This is a genomic window from Butyrivibrio sp. FCS014, from assembly GCF_000526935.1.
GTDB lineage: Bacteria > Bacillota > Clostridia > Lachnospirales > Lachnospiraceae > Butyrivibrio.
In genome coordinates this window covers 1,017,879-1,037,231 of the sequence record NZ_JAHA01000019.1, presented here as the reverse complement: position 1 = coordinate 1,037,231, position 19,353 = coordinate 1,017,879, and the positions used below count along the sequence as shown (strand labels likewise).

Sequence of the window (19,353 nt, the reverse complement as noted above, 5' to 3'; positions counted from 1 at the left end):
TTCACCACGCTACAGCAGAATAGCATAATTGTGCACAATATAATTGCAAAATGTGAACAAAATATGTACAAGAAGTAAAAAATGTGCTTGATGAGGTAAAAGATTTCTATTAATTCTATAAACTCCCGATTATATATTAATTGTACAGACATTAAGTCACATAAGGGGAAAGTGACTGAAAACAGGCCGCACCGCGCGGCCGGTAATGCGCAACGAACGCAACAAAAACAGGCCGCTCGCAGAGCCCAATCGTAGCCGCGGCCCAAGAACAGGCCGCTCGCAGAGCCAAATCGCAGCCGCGGCCAACAAACCACGCCGCTTGCGGGGGCAGCGGCCTAAAGAAAGAGGGCGGATGTATGATCACATATAAAAAGGCCCTGGTGACGGCAGCCTTATCCCTGGCACTGGTGGCCATGACCACCATAACAGGATGCGGAGCCGCAACAGAGAAATGGGCCTACAGCCATGAGCCGGACAAAGAGGTGATTGCTCTTTCCGATGACGGCAAGGCTGAGTACAAAGGGGAAAAGTACACATACACAAAGGATGATAATTTCATCAGTCTCAAGGACAGATCCGGCGATGAGGAGAAGCTGAGATATGTCATGAACGGAGACCAAATGACCCTGTATGAAAAGTCAACGTATTACTTCGATGGGGAGAAGGATACGGAAGGAATTGTTGGGGACTGGAAACAGGACAACGGCTGGTCATATGAATTCACCGGGGACGGAAAGTTCAGTGAGGAGAACATCTTCTTCGGACGCTACACGGTAGATGAGGAGAACAACTGCATCAGACTCATGTACGACGATCCGATCGAGGACGCATACCTTTACTACTCCCTGGATGGGGACCGGCTCACCATCGATTACCCATGGCCCATGGTTAAGATGGGTAGTTAACTAATAAACTTTTTTAAAAAGGAGAGGTGTGTTATGAAAATGAAGCGTTTTGTTTCAACACTGTTGGCGGGTGCTATGACCTTATCACTCGTCGCTTGCGGAAGCACAGCTGCACCTGCGGCATCAACCGATACCGCCCCCGCAGCAACAGAAGCTCCCGCTGCAGAGCCCGCAGCTGAGCCTGCTGCAACTGAGGCAGCTGCACCTGCAGATTCATCAGAGCCTATTTCTCTGAACATGTGGTGTATCGCTACTGAGAGTGATTCTAACCGTCATTCTTACGAGGCAGCCATCGCCGACATGCAGGAGAAGTACCCTGACATCAACTTCACTTGGGAAGCATTCGAGAACCAGTCTTACAAGACCAAGATCAAGGCTGCTGTTTCAGCTAACGAGCTTCCTGACATCTTCTTTACATGGTCCTGCGCATTCCTTGGCGACTTCGTAGATGCTGACAAGGTTTACTGCCTGGATGATGTATATCAGAACTACAAGGATGAGCTTCCCGAGGTTATGCTTGGAAACTCAACCTACAACGGCAAGCACTACGGTGTGCCGCTTACAATGAACATCGTTGGTCTTTTTGCTAACATGGAGCTCCTTGAGCAGGTTGGCTATACAGAGATCCCCGGAACTTATGATGAGTTCATCGAGTGCTGCGACAAGCTTAAAGCAGCAGGAATCATTCCTTTCGGATGTGCCGGAAAAGAGACATGGTGCGTAACCGAGTATCTTGAGTCCGTTATCGAGAAGAGTGCAGGCGCTGATACTCTTAACGACATCTTCCTCGGAAGAGCAACATGGGCTAACCAGGATGTAGCTGATGCTGTAGATACATTCCAGGGCCTTGTTAACAACGGTTACTTCGATCCTTCAGGAATCGGCCTTACAAACGACGAAGTTAAGAACAACTTCATGGCAGGCAAGTATGCGTTCTACATGAACGGAACATGGAACTGCGCAGACTTCGCAGCTAACGAAGAGTTCTTCCCTAAGGTAAAGGTTGGTGAGTTCCCTGTTATCAACGCTGACAAGTCAAAGCTTGGACAGCTTATCGGCGGACCTTCAGATACTCTTGCAGTTGCAGCTTCTTCACCTAATGCTGAGAGAGCAGCTGAGTATGCTATGGAACTCGGAAAGCTTATCTGCCACTATGGTTACCTTGATGGCTGCGGACTTCCCGCATGGACACCTTACGGTGACACAAGCAGCGTTAACGAGCTTACACAGACTGTAGCAGGCATCGTTGCAAAGGCTGACACAATGGTTCTTTTCGGCGACACAGCTATGAGTGCTGATTCAGCTAACACATATCTTTCATATGTAGATCAGGTTTATGGATGCCTCCTTAACGGACAGCAGTTCATCGACGGTCTTGCAAAAGATATCCAGTAATTCACTAAAGGGTTAAAAGAAATGAGTCCTTCCTGTACTTCCACCAAGGAGGCACAGGAGGGACTTTTTGGAAGGTTATTCACATGGCTGGAAATAACACAAACAAAAAGACAACTGATATAAAGAAGGGGATTACGATATTTCTTTTCCTGCTTCCCGGACTGGCACTCTTTATCAGCATTCTGATCGCACCTATTGCGGTTTCGCTGTACAGGAGTACCTTCGACTGGAACGGATTTTCGGAAGGAACCTTCATTGGACTTGAGAATTACAAAGAGCTATTTACCAACGGCTCCATCAAGTTCATGACAGCTCTCAAGAATTCAATGCTTCTGGCATTTTTCTCAGTGTTCGTGCAATTACCCTTTTCCCTTTTGCTGGCACTTCTGCTGGGAAGAAGACCGAAGTTCGACAGAGCTTTTCTTTCAGTATATTTCATGCCCGTGCTGATCTCGACAGTAGTTATCGGTCAGCTGTGGCTTAAGATCTACAACCCTGACTACGGCCTTCTCAACAGGTTCCTCATCGCTGTGGGCCTTGAGAAATGGACTCATGTATGGGTTGGAGATGTAAAGACTGCCCTGGGAAGCGTAATTGTTCCCACTGTTTGGCAGTACATCGGTTATCACATGCTCCTTATGTATGCGGGAGTAAAAGGCGTATCCCTTGATCTTAGGGAAGCAGCAATGCTGGACGGCGCCACAAAGTGGCAGGTTGACAGATATATTGTTATTCCCATCATTAAGCCCATTATCAGAGTAAGCGTTATCTTTGCGGTAACCGGCTCTCTTAAAGCTTATGACCTTGTTCGTATCCTCACCGAGGGCGGACCCTTCCAGTCTACGGAAGTGCCCAGTACCTTGTTGGAAAACATGCTTTTCCTGAGGAACAGATACGGAATGGGCAGTACTATATCGGTTATGCTGATCGCGCTGTGCTTTGCCTTTGCACTTCTAATAACCGCAGCATTTAGAGAAAAGGATGAATGATATGGGGACTAATACTGTAGATCAAGAGAAGGGAGCAAATCCCGTCGGAAAAATAATAATGTACATCTTCCTGGTGTTCTGGGCTCTTGTCAATATCTTCCCCATTTACTTCATGTTCACCTTTTCACTGAAGTCCAACGAGGAGATATTCGGAGCCAATGTCATCGGCCTTCCGAAAAACTGGTTGTGGTCAAATTTCACAACTGCTCTTAACACAGGAAACATGGGCCTGTATTTCCTTAACAGCTTACTGGTAACAATACTGGCCATCGGAATATCCATGATAGCTGCCATGATGGCAACCTACGCTATCACCAGGATAAAGTGGAGATTCAGTAAACTGACAAATGCATTCTTCATGCTGGGACTTACGATTCCCATTCAGGCGTCCATCGTACCGGTATACGTAGTGCTTTCAAAGCTTCACTGGCTCAATAAATATTCAACTTTGATAATCCCGTATTCGGCATTTGCTCTTTCGATGTCGATACTCATTTGTACAGGCTTCATGGTAGAGATACCCTACGCTCTCGATGAAGCCGCAAGAATAGATGGCTGCGGCCTTGCGGAGACCTTCTTTAGGATAATCCTCCCCCTTATGAAGCCCGCAGTATCCACCGTCGGCGTCTATTCCTATCTGCAGTGCTGGAATGAGTTCATGTTCGCCAACGTATTCATTTCAGATTCTGCACACAGAACCCTGCCTGTAGGTATCAAAGCGCTATCAGGCCAGCATACCACCGAATGGGGACCCATCGGCGCGGCTCTGGTCATAGCGACCTTCCCAACTTTGATATTCTACCTGTTCCTTAGCAGAAAGATCCAGGAGAGCTTTATTGCAGGAGCGGTTAAGGGATAATACTTTCTTTTTCATGTGGCGGGCCGGACACTGCTTTGCGTGGTGTTCGGCTTTTGCTGTGTCCGGGAAAAGAGCCTTCATCTTTCCGGAAAGAGAACCTTCATTTTCAGGGAAAAGAGCCATTGGCTTCCCGTATTATTTTGCGTTTGGTGGTGAAAAATGATATCGTTAATGCATAGTAAAAAAGCGATTATTGAGGGGAAGATCAACAGAATGAAGAAAAAATCCGAGAACTCTCTTTCTCTGAGCGTTTCCAGGATCGTTCTTGGAATTGTATTTGTGGTCATAATCTCTTTTGTCATAGCCCTGTACATAGTGGTTGTGAGGGAGCGAAGGGAATATGCCATGCGGGAGTCCGAGAGCGTTATCCGAAATCTCTCCAACAACCTTGATTCCAATGTGCAAAGCTATAAGGAACTTTCCAGACTGATCATGACCGAACCCGATCTGGTGCGTCTTTTGCGCGCCGATGTTGACTCGGTGGACATCAGTATGATAAACGACGCCAGATATGGCGTTATGGATATTTTGAATGTTACGGAAGGTGTGGACACGGTCATTGTCTTCAGGGAAGACATGATAATGCTGGCCACCAACCGATTTACCTATATCTACGATTACGACGTGATGAACGGGGAAGACTGGAAAAAAGACATCTACGCCGGCAAGGGCGGCGCGGTGGTTTCACTTAACACCAACAACATCGCCCACAAGGCCGACAGGCGTCCCATGGTCACCATCGGAAGAGCTATCTACGACATAGATTCCCAGGAGCGCACGGGTCTTATGCTGATGAACATTTCGCCCCGTGTCTTCGAGAGAATTCTTGGACAGCTCCGCTACAACAACATCTGCATCATGGGAAGCGACGGCACCTTCCTTGCGGGCAATAAGGAATACGCCGCTTATTATGATGGCTCTTTTGCCGACAGAAAGATAAGCTACAAAAATGCCACGATCGATGGCGTAAGGATGCTGATTTCCGGCTGCAGGGTTTCGGACCTGCCCATCGTTATACTCAGGGTTGCTCCCTACGGAACGGAGGGAACACCCTTTAGAATGGTTGCGATCCTGGTGGCTTTGCTGGCTCTTTTCCTGGGGCTTGCCCTTTACATCGGAGAGTATATCAGGCGGAACATCACGGATCCCGTCTACGAGCTGTCGGCCTCCATGGAGGAGAATAAGAAATCCGGTGACCTTAAGAAGATCGACACTCCTATGAAGTTCAGCGAGCTGGACATGCTTAAGGGCGATTACAACAGCATGATCGATCACGTCAACGAACTGATCGAGAAGCTGATGGATAATGAAAAGACCCTTCAAAGGGCGGAGATGCGTGTGCTTCAGGAGCAGATAAAACCGCACTTCCTCTACAATTCCATTGAGACCATCGGTTTCCTTGCTTTGGATGCGGGGGCCGATAACGTCCATGATGCCCTTGAGACTCTGGGAAGATTCTACCGCAACTTCTTAAGTAAGGGCGGCAGGGACATCCCGCTGTCGAGGGAGATCAAAATAGTGAAGGATTATCTGACGCTCCAGAGACTTCGCTACGGTGATATAATTGAAGATGCATACGAGATCGATGAGGACACCGGGAAGTGCATCGTGCCCAAGCTCATTCTTCAGCCCCTGGTGGAGAACAGTATCTACCACGGCATCAGGCTAAAGGGCGAGAAGGGAGAGATCAGGATAAAGAGCTATCTTGAGGACGGCAACCTGCATCTCATCGTCAGAGACACCGGCGTAGGAATGGAGGAGGAGCAGATAAAGAAGATCCTTTCCCAGGACAGAAGCCAGAGGCCCGACGAAGCGGATTCAAGCTTCGGACTTTGGGGAACCATCGAGAGAGTAAGGATCTACTGCGGAAGAGATGACGTGGTGAACATCAGGAGCGAGATCGGCGAGTACACCGAGATCGAGATGATAATCCCCGACATGTCGCTTCCGGAGGAGGAAAGGCAGTAATATGGACAGGAAATACCGAGTAATGCTCATAGATGATGAGGAATCCGCAAGAAAGCTCATGCGGGCGGCCATCAAGTGGGATGAGCTGGGGATGGAAGTCACCGGCGAGGCAGCCAGCGGCGTTGAGGCCATCAACATCATTGACGATGTGCAGCCGGACATAGCTTTCGTGGACATTTCGATGCCCTTCATGGACGGCATCGAGTTCACCCAGACGGTCACAGCCAGATACCCTCATCTTATCATCATAATAATGACGGCCTTCGACGAGTTCGAGTACGCCAGGAAGTGCGTAAGCCTTCCGGTTTTTGACTACATGCTAAAGCCCATGGTACGAGAAGAGGTCCGAAAAGTCCTCCTTCGGGCAAAAGAGAAATTGGCTTCGCAGAAGGATTACTGGGAAGAGTCCAAGAGCGAGGTTGGCCCCGGAGCTGCTTCGGAGGCGGATGCCACGGAGCTTATCAAGAAGTATCTTGAGGAGAACTTCACGGACTCCAAGCTTAACCTTACCTTTGTAGCCCAGCACTTTGGCTTTTCCGCAAGCTATCTGTCCCGCAAGTTCAAGCAGGACACGGGAAAAAAGTTTGTGGAGTACCTTAACGACCTTCGAATGAAGGAGGCCCTTCGATACGCCAAGGGAGGCTCCAAGATGTACTATACGGCCTCGGAAGTGGGGATTCCCGACCCCAACTATTTCAGCAGATGCTTTAAGAAATACACGGGGATGAGCTACTCCGATTACGTGGCCGAGAACAACAAGTGAGCCACCGGCGAACCGCCGGGGGACGAACTGCCGGGGGACGAACTGCCGGGGACGGTTCTCTTTGACACAAATATTGCATATTCACTTATTATTAGCACTCACTTCCGGTGAGTGCTAAATTTTTATTGACTTTTGGGTAGGGCAGGCCTAAACTATACTTTGTACGAATAATTCGGCATTTCTCTGCCCGGCGGGCAGACGCAATATTTTTTTACAAAGGAGTGAGAATTATGGCTTCAAAGAAAGGTAACTTATCAATCAACAGCGAGAACATGTTTCCGATCATCAAGAAATGGCTGTATTCGGATCATGATATCTTTTACAGGGAAGTGATCTCAAACGCATGCGACGCTATCACCAAGATCCGCAAGATGGAGATGATGGGTGAGTGCGAGCTTCCTGAGGGGTACAAGCCCCGTGTGGACATCATCTTAAACGATAAGGACAAGACCGTTAAGATCGTTGATAACGGTATCGGTATGACAGAGGAGGAAGTTGACGAGTACATCAATCAGGTGGCTTTCTCGGGTGCTACCGACTTCCTTAACAAGTACAAGGACAAGGCAAACGCAGACCAGATCATCGGACACTTCGGTCTTGGATTTTATTCAACCTTCATGGTATCTGATTATGTAGATATCGACACCCTTTCATGCAAGGGAGGCCCTGCTGTTCACTGGACCTGCGACGGCGGCTCTGATTTCGAGATGGGCGACGGAGACAAGGCAGAGGTTGGAACAACAGTAACACTGCATCTTTCAGAGGATTGCCTTGAGTTCTGCAACGAGTACAAGGCAAGAGAGGTTATCCAGAAGTACTGCTCATTCATGCCTTATGAGATCTATCTTTCAAAGGAGAACGAGGAGGGAACCGAGACCATCAAGGCAAGCGAGAAGCTTGAGAGCGATACCGTCATCGAAGAGGTTCATCCTGAGAAGAAGGAAGGAGAGACCGAGGAGCCCGAGCTTGAGTACAAGATCAAGAGAAGACCTCAGCTTCTTAACGATATCCATCCCCTTTGGGCAAAGACTCCCAAGGACTGCACAGACGAGGAGTACAAGGAGTTCTACAGAAAGGTCTTCCATGATTTCAAGGAGCCCCTTTTCTGGATCCACCTGAACATGGATTATCCTTTCAACTTAAAGGGTATCCTTTACTTCCCCAAGATCAACATGGAGTTTGAGTCAATCGAGGGAACCATCAAGCTGTATAACAACCAGGTATTCATCGCAGATAACATCAAGGAAGTTATTCCTGAATATCTGATGCTTCTTAAGGGCGTTATCGATTGTCCCGATCTTCCTCTTAACGTATCAAGATCAGCCCTTCAGAACGACGGCTTTGTTAAGAAGATCTCCGAGTACATCTCCAAGAAGGTTGCCGAGAAGCTGGCAGGCCTTTGCAAGACAGACAAGGAGAACTACGACAAGTACTGGGATGACATCAGTCCCTTCATCAAATATGGTTGCCTGCGCGACGACAAGTTCTGCGAGAAGATGACAGACTACATCCTCTTCAAGAATCTGGACGGCAAGTACCTTACAACTCCCGAGGCTCTTCAGATCAACAAAGAGGCAGAGGAAGAGGCCAAGAAGGCAGAAGAGAATGCTGTTGATGAGAACGGCAACAAGGTTGAGGCCGAGGTTGTAGACGATGGTGCCAAAGCAGATGACGCAGCTAAGACAGAGGATGCAAAGGCAGAAGCCAAGGCTGAGGAGCCCGAGGAGAAGGAGCCCCGCATCATCTACTACGTAACAGACGAGGCTCAGCAGAGCCAGTACATCAACATGTTCAAGGCTCAGAAGATGGAAGCTTTCATCATGAAGCACAACATCGATGTTCCTTTCATGGAGCAGCTTGAGCGCAAGAACGAGGGCATCAAGTTCCAGAGGATCGATGCAGACCTTACAGATACCTTCAAGTCCAAGACCTCCAAGAAGGCAGCAGCCGAGCTCGAGGAGAAGGAGAAGAGCCTTGCTGAGAAGATGAAGAAGGCACTGAAGGATGACAAGCTTGTTATCAAGCTTGAGAAGCTCAAGGACAAGAAGACCTCTTCAATGCTCACCGTTTCCGAGGAAGCAAGACGTATGGCAGACATGATGAAGATGTATGCTGCCAACGGAATGGGCATGGGAGACTTCGGAATGGGCGGACAGACCCTTATCCTCAATGCAAACCATCCTCTTGTTCAGTATGTAATGGAGAACGAGGACGGAGAGCACACAAGGATGATCTGCGAGCAGCTTTACGATCTTGCCCGCATTCAGAATGCTCCTCTTGAGGGCGATGCAATGACCAAGTTCGTTCAGAGAAGCAACGATATCCTGATGTTCCTTACAAAATAAGAATCCCCCGCTCTATGGGGCGTACAAAAATGCCCCTTTCTCCGGGGCTCATACAAAGAAATAAAAACACCCCTTTCCCCGGGCGACCGGAAAAAGGGGTGTTTTTAAAGGGATATGAAAGACATTAGTCTTTTAAGTAGATTGCGTAGTAGGTGGCGCCGATACAAAGGCTGCCGCCTATTATATTGCCCAAAGTAACGGGAATAAGGTTTGTTACAAAGAATCCAAACAGTGAAAGCCCGTCGGCTGCAATGCCGTAAACCGAAGAAGCCATGAGGCCTGCGGGGATGAAGTACATGTTGGCAACGCTGTGCTCAAAACCGCAGATGATAAAGAGCATTACCGGAAGCCACAAAGCCAGGACCTTACCTGCAATCTCGTCTGCCGAGAAGGAGCACCACACAGCCATGCACACCAGAACGTTACACAGAATGCCCTTTAAAAGCCCGTCCCCAAATGAGATGGAGGACTTTGCAACGGCTGTGCTCACCACTGCTTTGGCAAGGGCACCGTCGGCAAAAGCATAGGTGTGGGAGAAGTTGGCTATAAAGGCGATGATAAAAGCTCCCACCATGTTTCCGAAGTATACTATAAGCCAGTTTCTAAGCATCCCCTTTAAAGTAGCCTTCTTAGACAGCACCGGTATGAGGATGAGGCAGTTGCCGGTAAAGAGCTCCGCACCACCGATAAGCACCATGAAAAGTCCTATGGGGAAAACCACCGAGCTTATGACTCTCGCCGCAGAAGGATCCGGTGCGCACACAGACGCTATCTGGCTTCCAAGGCCCCCGAGAGCGATGTAGGCTCCCGCCAGGATTCCCAGAAGAAAGGTCTTCCTGAAGCTCATCTGGGTTTTGCCTGTTCCTGCGGTTTCATAGGCTGCTGCGATTGCTGCTGGTGATTTCATGAGAGTGCTCCTTTCAAAGCGGATTTTAGACTGTATTTAATGCTGTAGATGACAATTAACTATATATGGTAATTATATGCTTTCCTCATACATCATATAGTATAACAACTTGCGCTCAAACACAAGATATAGTTTAACGATATGACGAATATATTGAAAGGATTCTTAGATTAGTATTATAATCGTGGTAAGTTCACGGATTATCGTGTTCAAGGGGGAAGCGAAGGTATGAGAATAGCAATCGTCGAGGATGAAGTGAGGATCAGAGAAGGTCTTTACAAGCTCCTTGGTAAACTTGGGGATGAATACGAGATAGCGGGGGAGGCAGCAGACGGCCTTGAGGGGCTTGAGCTCTGCAGAAAAGAAAAGCCCGACCTTGTTATTACGGATGTTCAGATGCCGAACATGGACGGCCTTCAGATGCTGCAGGCCATCTATGACGAAGACCTTGATATAAAAGCAATTGTTTTGAGCGCATACTCAGAGTTCGAATACGCCCGTACCGCCATGAAGCTGGGGGTTACGGAGTATCTTTTGAAGCCCGTAAATATCGGGGATTTTTCCAAAGCATTGGAGAGCATAAGACATCAGATAGAAGAGGACAAACGCAAAAAGCCTGTGGCTGTGGGCACCCTGGACCAGGTGATGCGTGACGTCCTTGGCGGCCGCATGTCCTCTGATGAGGAGGTCATAGATTACCTTAACAGAAACTACGGCATAACCAAGGACCGGAATTTTGTGGTCCTGTGCGATTACCTTGGAAGTCAGTACGAGAAGCAGTTCAAAAAGGAGCAAAAAGAGCTCTCATCTGCCCTGTCACTTTACGAAGGAATAGACTACATTATCCTGGATACCGAGTACCGCAAGTCCCTTATTGCAGTGGTTTACAAATATAAGAGTGCCGCCGATTTTGAGCGGTGGATACAGTATCAGCTTCTTCACAAGCTTGGCGGCAGCTCAGCCATGGGGTTTATGGAATGCCACGGGCTTTCAGGGCTTGGCAGCTGTATCGGTGACCTCTTCCCCTTCATGGACTGGAATATTTCTTTTGAAGAAGATGTTCTGATTTCCTATCCCAAGATAACCAAGGTCCAGACTGCGCTCTGCGTCTATCCTCAGGAGCTTGAAGCCGGGATGAAGACCGCCATCTGCGCCAATGACCATGCCAGGGAAAAAGAGCTGATGGAGGAATTTCAGGACACCTTCCATGACGGAAAGGTTTACGACCCCAAGGAAATAAAGGAGTGCTTTGTCCGCTTTATATGGTCCATCATCGAGATTGCAAAGGACGTCGGAAACACGGGAGTGGGCGACCTTCAGCAGCAAAAGCTTCTGGATAGCATCATGAATGCCAAGTTAAAGTCCGAGCTTTCTTCAGTGTGTGACAGTATCCTTGAAATGCTTAAGGCAAAAGAGACTGAGTCCGACGCAGAGACGTTGACGGTGCGAAGGGCTAAGAGCATGATCCACGAATTCTATCACACAGGAATAACCCTTGATGAAATAGCCGAGCGCCTTGGAATAACTCCGGAGTACCTTGGAACCCAGTTCCACAAGGAAACCGGGGAGAACTTCAGCACCTACATCAGAAACTACCGCATCGGCAAAGCCAAAGAGCTCCTTGTGGGCACAGGCATGAAGCTCTACGAAATCGCCGAGAGAGTAGGCTACTCTGATCCCAAGTATTTCAGCAAGGTTTTCAGGGACGTCACAGGCAAGCTCCCCGCCGAGTACCGCAAGTCCCTGAAGTGATAAGAAAACCACATTAGAATTTTCCACCTTTTTCAGATTTCTCGTGTTTTGATATTTCTTTTCCCTGGGTATTATGTAGAAAAAGAAATATGTAAAGAGGGGAAGAATATGAAAAAAGTAAAGGAGTTTTTCAGATATGAAAATGCAGGACTGTTGTTCATTCTTCCTGCATTTTTGTATATGCTGGTGTTTGTGGGCTATCCCATTTTAAGCAACCTCATCTTAAGCTTTCAGGACGTGTCGGTAAAAAACCTGGTCAAGGGCACCAAACACTTCGTGGGGCTTTCAAATTATGTCACCATGTTTCAGGATGAAGTATTCAGAAAGGCTATGGGCAATACCTTAAAGTTCACCATCTACTGTCTGATCTTTCAGTTTATCATAGGTTTTTTACTGGCCCTTCTCTTTAACAAGAACTTCACCTTCGCCAAGACCGTGCGTGGCCTTACCATGATCCCATGGATGATGCCCATGACAGTAACGGCGCTGATGTTCAAGTTCATGTTTTCAACAGACGTCGGGATCATCAATTACATCTTAAAGAGTCTTCATCTGATCCAGCAAAACGTTGAGTGGCTGACGTCGCCCAGGACTGCCATGATAGCTGTGGTGGCGGCAAATGTATGGATCGGAATTCCCTTTAATACCATACTTCTGGCCACAGGACTTACCACCATTCCCCAGGAACTCTATGAGAGCGCTTCTGTGGACGGAGCAAGCAGCTTCCAGCAGCTCATCAAGATAACTCTGCCGCTTCTTCGCCCCACCATTGAGTCAGTACTGGTGCTGGGCTTTATCTACACCTTCAAGGTTTACGACCTGGTGTATGTTATGACTGAAGGCGGACCTGTAAATTCCACGCATCTTCTTTCCACCTATTCCTACAAGCTGTCCTTCGATCTGTTCCAGTACAGCAAAGGATCCACAGTGGCAAACGTACTGTTCCTGATATTGTTCCTTGTGGGACTTTTGTATCTTAAGATCACCATGCAGGGGGAGGATGAATGATGGACGAGAAGAAAATGACCGGGAAAAAGAATGTGATATTCTGTGCCGTATCCGTTGTGATACTGGTACTGCTTCTTTTCCCTTTGTTCTGGACACTTATAACATCTTTTAAAACCGAAAAAGAGATATTCCTGATACCGCCAACCTGGTATCCCCACGAGCTCAACACAAAGTCCTATGCGGCGCAGATTGAAAACGGGGACTTCAATATGTTCAAGTCTTTCTTCAACAGCTTTGTGATCTCCACTGGAGCAATGGCCATCGCTGTAGTTCTTGCAGTTCCTGCCTCCTACGCCATCGCAAGATACAGGTTCGTTGGAAGAAAGGCAATGCTCCTGGGATTTCTTGTGACACAGATGCTGCCTGTCTCGGTTCTTTTGACCCCGATGTTCATCATGTTCAGGAATATGAAGATCTACAACACCTGGTGGGCGCCGGTTCTGGCGGATGCCACCATAGGAATACCATTCTCGGTGCTGATCCTTAAGAACTACTTTGCGTCGATTCCGAAAGCCCTGGAGGAGGCGGCCTACATCGACGGCTGCACCAGGCTCATGGCTTTTATGAAGATACTGGTGCCTGTGGCCAAGCCGGGAGTTATCGTTTGTGCCATATTCTCTTTCCTCTATGCCTGGGGAGACCTGGCCTACGGCATGACCTTTATTCTTGATCAGGAGAAAAGACCCATCACAGCCGGTATCTTTAATTTCATGGGTCAGTACGGAACCAAGTGGAGCTACTTAACGGCCTTCGCCATAGTGGCGATCATACCGGTAACGCTGATCTTCATCTTCATGCAGAACTACATAATAAGCGGAATGACCAACGGCGCGGTAAAAGGATAATTCTTGAAAGGGCGGCCCGCAAAATATATGATAATCAGAGGAGAAGTTTTTCCTCTGATTTTTCATTTGTGGCGGAGAAAAGGGTATGAAAAAAACGAGTCTTAGGAACAGGCTTATCAGCGTGTTCATCTTAACTTCCATGCTTCCTATCGTGATCCTGGGAGTCTATTCATATATCAATATTTCAAGGACTTTGAGCAACAATACAGAGGTTATGTCCAAAAGCAGTCTTCGGCAACTGGACAATAACCTGAAGATATCCATTGAGGCCTACGAAGATGTGTTATATCAGATGTACACCGACGATGACATGGTGAAGTGGGTGTCTGATATAGACGCAGGGATAAACGATGCGGTAGCGGTGAACCAGATGAGGCGGTTCATGAGCTCTCTTCTTTATACCAAGGATTACATCCGTGCTGTGTCCGTGATAACTCCCGGAGGGGAGCTTGTTACCTATGAGCAGATGACTCCCGCCACCTATAAAAGTTCCTGGCTTGAGAACTTTGTCATGACTCCGGATGAGCTTTACCGGGACGTCAGTGCAGACAATGTGGTTCATATTTATCCCACGCAGTTTGGCACCAACTTTGCGAAAAAAGATTACTACCTCTTCCACATAGCTCACAGGATCATTGATTACAAGAGCCTTACCAAGGACTGCGGGATCGTGGTCATAAGCGTGGATGAGGATTTTCTGAAGGAGATATGTGCCGGTTCCACGGACGATAACAGGATCTTCAACTTTATCGTGGATAAGGAAGGCAAGGTTGTTACCTTCGGAAAAGAGACAGAGGTTATAGGAAGTAAGATAACGAACATGGACTCTGAGGAGGAGACAAGGCTTGCAGACTACGGCAGGTTCCTGAGACTGTATTTTCCTCAGCTGTCCCGGGATGGGGCGATATATCTTTTCCGGGATGAGGATCTTGGATGGGATATAGTAAATGTCACAAGCCTCGTGGAACTGACAAGGCTTCAGAGGCGCCAGCTTCACCTTATTGCGGTTATAGGAGTACTGGTGATGGTGGTGGTAGTTCTTTTGTCCACGGGACTTTCTGCAGACCTGGTAAGAAGTGTAGGGTATCTCACGGGAAGGATGAAGAAGGCAAGGAACGGTGACCTTTCTGTCCGGGCGGAAAAAGACAGAAGGATGCCACGGGAGATTGAGGCAATTGCCGATGGGTTCAACGACATGATGGAGAAGCTGAATGTTGCCATAAAGAGCCGTCAGGAGGCGCAGATTGCGGCGCTGGAAGCCCAGATAAATCCTCACTTTCTCTATAACACACTGGACACCATCAATTGGATGGCCATCGATAAGGACGAGTATGATATAAGCAATGCCATCAGCGCTCTGGCAAATATCCTGCGGTATTCCATCGTCAACAGCAACGGTGAAGTCACGGTAAAGGACGAGCTGGAGTGGCTTAGGAAGTATATATATCTTCAGCAGTACAGAGTTAAGAACAGCTTTGATTATGGGGCCTTTGCAGAGCCTGAGGCACAGGCGGCCATAGTGCACAAATCTCTTTTGCAGCCTCTTGTGGAGAATTCCATAAAACATGGATTTACCCCGGAGCAGGAAGATGCAAAGCTCTTTGTGTCAGCCACCTGTGAGGGGGAGATGCTTAAGATCACCATTGAGGACAACGGAAGGGGCATGGACGCCGATATCATGGATAAGATCAATTCCGGTGCTTTTGAGCAGCTGAAGGCAAGTTCGGGAATTGGTATTAAGAACGTGGCTACAAGACTTGCCATGTACTATGGAAAAGAAGGAAAGATGCGGGTTAAGCCGGGCTCGGAGAAGGGAACCTGCATCGTTATCGAAATTCCACTAAAGAAAAAAACAGATTAGAAAATTCATCCTTTTTAAGTTTTGTTGAGTTTTTTACTCCTTGTTTATGGGAGATAATCCCATTGTAAGCAAAACTTATAATGTAACAGACAATAAGGAGGGAAACATGAAAAAGAAGCTATTGGCAACAGTTTTAAGCGCTGTTATGGCGGTTACAATGATGGCAGGATGCGGCTCTGCAGCAAGCAGCGAATCGGGGGTTAAAGGCGTAGCAAGAACAGAAGAAGCTGCCACAGAAGTTGCAAATACCGAGGTGGCCGAGGCACCTGCAGCAGATCCCATACCCGCATCAGATGAAGCTTCAGGGGATGTGACAATCTGGTACTATTGGGAGACCGCTGGTCATCAGGAAGCTTTGGACCACATCATTCAGGAGTTCAACAATCAGCAGGACAAGATCACCGTTCAGGCTAAGTATGTTCCTTTTGCCGATTTCAAGAAGCAGCTCTCCATCGGAGCTTCAGCAGGAGAACTTCCGGATCTTGTAATCCTTGATAATCCCGACCACGCTTCATACGCAGCAATGGGAATCTTTGCGGACATCACAGACAGATTTGATGTAAGCAGCTACTATCCCGGACCCGTAAATTCCTGCACTCTGGACGGCAGACTTTACGGTGTTCCTTTCGGAAGCAACGATCTGGTACTTTTCTACAACGAGGATATGCTTAAGGATGCAGGCTGCGAAGTTCCCACAACCTGGGACGAGCTCCTTGACGTAGCCAAGAAGACAACAAAGGGTAATGTTTACGGTTTTGCTCACTGCGCACTGCAGAACGAAGAGGGAACCTTCAACTTCCTGCCCTGGGTATGGTCAACAGGACAGACTTCATACGAGATCAACTCCGAGGGCGGAATCAAAGCTCTTGAGTTTGAAAAGAGTCTTGTAGAATCCGGAGCATTCCCTAAGGAAGCAATCAACTGGACACAGGGCGACACCATGAACCAGTTCATTTCCGGAAACCTTGCAATGATGATCAACGGAACCTGGCAGATTCCTACAATGCGTGAAGAAGTGCCCGACCTTAACTGGAACGTAGCACCTATCCCTCAGGACAAGCAGCAGGCATCAGGTCTTGGCGGCGAGAACTACGCAGTTATCGCAGGCGGCAACGAAGAAGCAGCTATCGCATTCCTTCAGTACGCAACCAGCGGCGACACATGCCTTTACATGATGGATCACATGGGATACATCTCATCCGATTCAAGAATTGCTGAGAACCAGTTCAAGGGCGACGCAGTTTACCAGGTATTCGTAGATGAGATGCAGTATGCAAACGCAAGAGGTCCTCTTCCTGAGTGGCCCGACATCTCAGATGCTATCTCCCTTGCCTTTAACAAGGTAATCACAGGCGAGAGCGCACCTGCAGATGCAGCAGCGGAGGCACAGGCAACCATCGATGGGATTCTGGGAAATTAAGTTCGAATCTTCAGATTAACAGGTAATAAATGGCGGGCAGAGAGGTATCTCTGCCCGTACTTAATATAGTAAAATTGAAAGCAAAAAGAGGAGAGGGAGAAAAGGTATGAGAACCGTAGTAAATGATGCGTTTTGGAACAGGTATAAAGAGCTGGTGCGGACCCGGATGATACCGTATCAGTGGAAGGTTCTGAACGATGACATCGACATAAAGATAGAGAAGGAGAGGAACGATGCCTCGATTCCCAGTGAAAAGAGCCATGCCATCGAGAATTTCAAGATCGCAGCCGGACGTGCAAAGGGAGACCACTACGGCTGGGTGTTCCAGGACAGCGACGTTTACAAGTGGCTTGAGGCAGCAGCCTATACCTTGAAAAATCACCCTGATGAAGAACTTAAGAAGATAACCGACGAGGTGGTGGAGCTAATTGGAGAGGCCCAGGAAAAGAGTGGGTACCTTAATACCTACTTCACCATCATGGAGCCGGATCACAAATACAAGCGCCTCGGGGAAAGCCACGAGCTGTACTGCGCCGGGCACTTCATCGAGGCTGCAGTGGCGTATCATGAGGCGACGGCGGCATGCGGCGCGGGCGCCGGTGATGATGCGGCTGCGGAAGGCTGCGGCGGCGCGGGCGCAGGTGGCGGGGCTGCGAAAACTTCAAGGGCCCTGGAGATTGCCATTAAACTTGCGAATCATATCGATGCCTCTTTTGGCCCGGAGGAAGGGAAGATTCACGGCATGGACGGCCACGAGGAAGTGGAGATCGGACTTATGAGGCTCTACCATTTAACCGGGGAAGAGCGCTACATGAAGCTGGCTGAATATTTTCTTTTGCAGAGGGGGCAGGATCCTGATTTCTTCAGAAGGCAGTTCCGTGAGGATACGGGTAAAGAGGCGATTGGCGGATTGTACCATGCGCCTTTGACCTATTTCCAGATTCATGCACCCCTTCTTGAGCAGGATACCGCGGAGGGACATGCGGTGAGGCTAGTGTATATGTGCACGGCCCTTGCTGACGTTGCGGCTTCAACAGGAAACGAGGAGATGGCCAAGGTATGCCGCAGGATCTGGAGAAATATAGTTGATAAGAGAATGTATATAACGGGTGGCATCGGGTCCACTGTTAACGGAGAGTCTTTTACCCTGGATTATGATCTTCCAAACGATACCATGTACTGCGAGACCTGCGCGTCGATCGGACTTATCTTTTTCGCAAGGCAGATGCTTAGGATCGAGGCAAAGAGCGAGTATGCGGATGTGATGGAGCGGGCGCTTTACAATACTGCGCTTGCGGGAATGGCCCTGGACGGCAGACATTTCTTCTACGTGAATCCGCTGGAGGTGGTGCCTGAAAAATCCAGGAAGGATCCCACCAAGAGCCACGTGAAGATCGTGCGACCCGACTGGCTTGGCTGCGCCTGCTGTCCGCCTAACCTTGCAAGGCTTATCTCCTCGGTGGAGGATTATGTTTATTCTGAGGTCGGCAGGGATATCCTTGTGAATCTGTTCATCAAGTCGTCCATGACAAGAGATTACGGGGATGGCGAAGTCAAGGTGGAGATTGATGCGGATTATCCAAAGAACGGAAAGGTGACTGTCCGTGTTGAGAATAAAACTTCCGGCGCCGTGCGGATTGGCATAAGGATCCCGGGCTGGGCCGAGAAGGCCAGCGGGAAGGTGTGCACTGGCGGCTCAGAAGCGAATGGCTGTGCTGAAGGCAAGGCATGTTCTGATGGCCACGTGACAGATGTGGATTGCCGGGTGAAGACTGAGGATGGCTTCTGGTACGTGGAGGCCGGCGTTGGCGAGACTTCTATTGAACTGGAGCTTGATATGACGCCCCAGAGATGGTATGCAAATCCTCTGGTTTCCGAGGATGTTGATAAAGTAGCTGTTGCAAGAGGGCCTCAGGTGTTCTGCGCAGAGGGCGTGGACAACGGAGAGAATTTGCATCTTCTTTCGCTTCCTTCTGATGCAGAGCTTACCTGCAGCTGGGATGAGGAACTTCTTGGCGGCGTGAACGTAATAGAGGCTGAGGGAGTTAGAGATAGTGACGGCGAGGCCAATGAGACCGCCGGTGTCAGAGATAGTGACGGTGAGGAAAAGGAGAGCGCCGGCGCAGAAACATGTAATGAAATGCAGAATACAAGCGGCGAGGCGGCTTGCGGCGCAGGCGGACTTTACAGAAAGAGAAAGGCGACTGCTGAGAAGCCTGTAAAGATAAAGATGATTCCTTACTATGCCTGGGCCAACAGAGGTCCCAATGAGATGAGGGTTTGGCTTCGAGAGAAGGAGTGAGGCTGTTTTTTGGGGGCAGCTTTCGTTTTGCGCG

Annotated in this window: 14 protein-coding genes; 13 read left to right on the top strand and 1 reads right to left on the bottom strand. The window is 48.6% G+C overall.

The window, feature by feature from the left end; all coding sequences use genetic code 11:
* The first annotated feature begins 356 nt into the window (after positions 1-356).
* From T456_RS0117330 to htpG, 7 genes are all read left to right on the top strand, one after another.
* Positions 357-905, top strand: coding sequence for a hypothetical protein (locus T456_RS0117330; protein WP_024867268.1), 549 nt, complete (start codon positions 357-359; stop codon positions 903-905).
* Positions 906-938: 33 nt separating this feature from the next.
* Positions 939-2,300 carry an ABC transporter substrate-binding protein gene (locus tag T456_RS0117325; protein WP_024867267.1) on the top strand — a complete coding sequence of 454 codons (1,362 nt, stop codon included), beginning with the start codon at positions 939-941 and terminating at the stop codon, positions 2,298-2,300.
* A gap of 83 nt (positions 2,301-2,383) precedes the next feature.
* Entirely contained in the window at positions 2,384-3,289 is a 906-nt protein-coding gene (locus T456_RS0117320) for a carbohydrate ABC transporter permease (RefSeq protein ID WP_024867266.1), read from the top strand.
* A 1-nt stretch (position 3,290) separates the two neighbouring features.
* Positions 3,291-4,148 (top strand): carbohydrate ABC transporter permease, encoded by an 858-nt coding sequence (locus tag T456_RS0117315; RefSeq protein WP_024867265.1) that lies wholly within the window; start codon positions 3,291-3,293, stop codon positions 4,146-4,148.
* 213 nt (positions 4,149-4,361) lie between these two features.
* Positions 4,362-6,116, top strand: a complete 1,755-nt coding sequence (locus T456_RS0117310; protein WP_024867264.1) for a cache domain-containing sensor histidine kinase — start codon at positions 4,362-4,364, stop codon at positions 6,114-6,116.
* 1 nt (position 6,117) lies between these two features.
* A complete protein-coding gene (locus tag T456_RS0117305; protein ID WP_024867263.1) occupies positions 6,118-6,879 on the top strand; it encodes a response regulator transcription factor in 762 nt (253 codons plus the stop codon).
* A 230-nt stretch (positions 6,880-7,109) separates the two neighbouring features.
* On the top strand, positions 7,110-9,224 hold the full coding sequence (gene htpG / locus T456_RS0117300) for a molecular chaperone HtpG (protein WP_024867262.1): 2,115 nt from the start codon (positions 7,110-7,112) through the stop codon (positions 9,222-9,224).
* Between the two features lie 124 nt (positions 9,225-9,348).
* Here the strand turns inward: htpG and T456_RS0117295 are convergent, their stop codons facing one another.
* Complete coding sequence (locus T456_RS0117295; RefSeq protein WP_024867261.1) at positions 9,349-10,131, bottom strand: formate/nitrite transporter family protein; 783 nt, start codon at positions 10,129-10,131, stop codon at positions 9,349-9,351.
* A 228-nt stretch (positions 10,132-10,359) separates the two neighbouring features.
* On the opposite strand from T456_RS0117295, the gene T456_RS0117290 reads away from it, so the two are divergent.
* The 6 genes from T456_RS0117290 (at position 10,360) to T456_RS0117265 (ending at position 19,319) form a co-directional block, all read left to right on the top strand.
* Complete coding sequence (locus T456_RS0117290; protein WP_024867260.1) at positions 10,360-11,883, top strand: response regulator transcription factor; 1,524 nt, start codon at positions 10,360-10,362, stop codon at positions 11,881-11,883.
* A gap of 108 nt (positions 11,884-11,991) precedes the next feature.
* The gene (locus T456_RS0117285; RefSeq protein WP_024867259.1) at positions 11,992-12,891 is read left to right on the top strand and encodes a carbohydrate ABC transporter permease; all 900 of its coding nucleotides are present in this window, start codon (positions 11,992-11,994) and stop codon (positions 12,889-12,891) included.
* Positions 12,888-13,736, top strand: a complete 849-nt coding sequence (locus tag T456_RS0117280) for a carbohydrate ABC transporter permease (protein WP_024867258.1) — start codon at positions 12,888-12,890, stop codon at positions 13,734-13,736. Before T456_RS0117285 ends, T456_RS0117280 begins: the two co-directional genes overlap by 4 nt.
* Before the next feature lie 85 nt (positions 13,737-13,821).
* Positions 13,822-15,597, top strand: a complete 1,776-nt coding sequence (locus T456_RS0117275; protein WP_024867257.1) for a cache domain-containing sensor histidine kinase — start codon at positions 13,822-13,824, stop codon at positions 15,595-15,597.
* A gap of 106 nt (positions 15,598-15,703) precedes the next feature.
* Positions 15,704-17,017 (top strand): ABC transporter substrate-binding protein, encoded by a 1,314-nt coding sequence (locus T456_RS0117270; RefSeq protein ID WP_024867256.1) that lies wholly within the window; start codon positions 15,704-15,706, stop codon positions 17,015-17,017.
* 106 nt (positions 17,018-17,123) lie between these two features.
* A complete protein-coding gene (locus tag T456_RS0117265) occupies positions 17,124-19,319 on the top strand; it encodes a glycoside hydrolase family 127 protein (RefSeq protein ID WP_024867255.1) in 2,196 nt (731 codons plus the stop codon).
* Positions 19,320-19,353 lie beyond the last annotated feature (34 nt).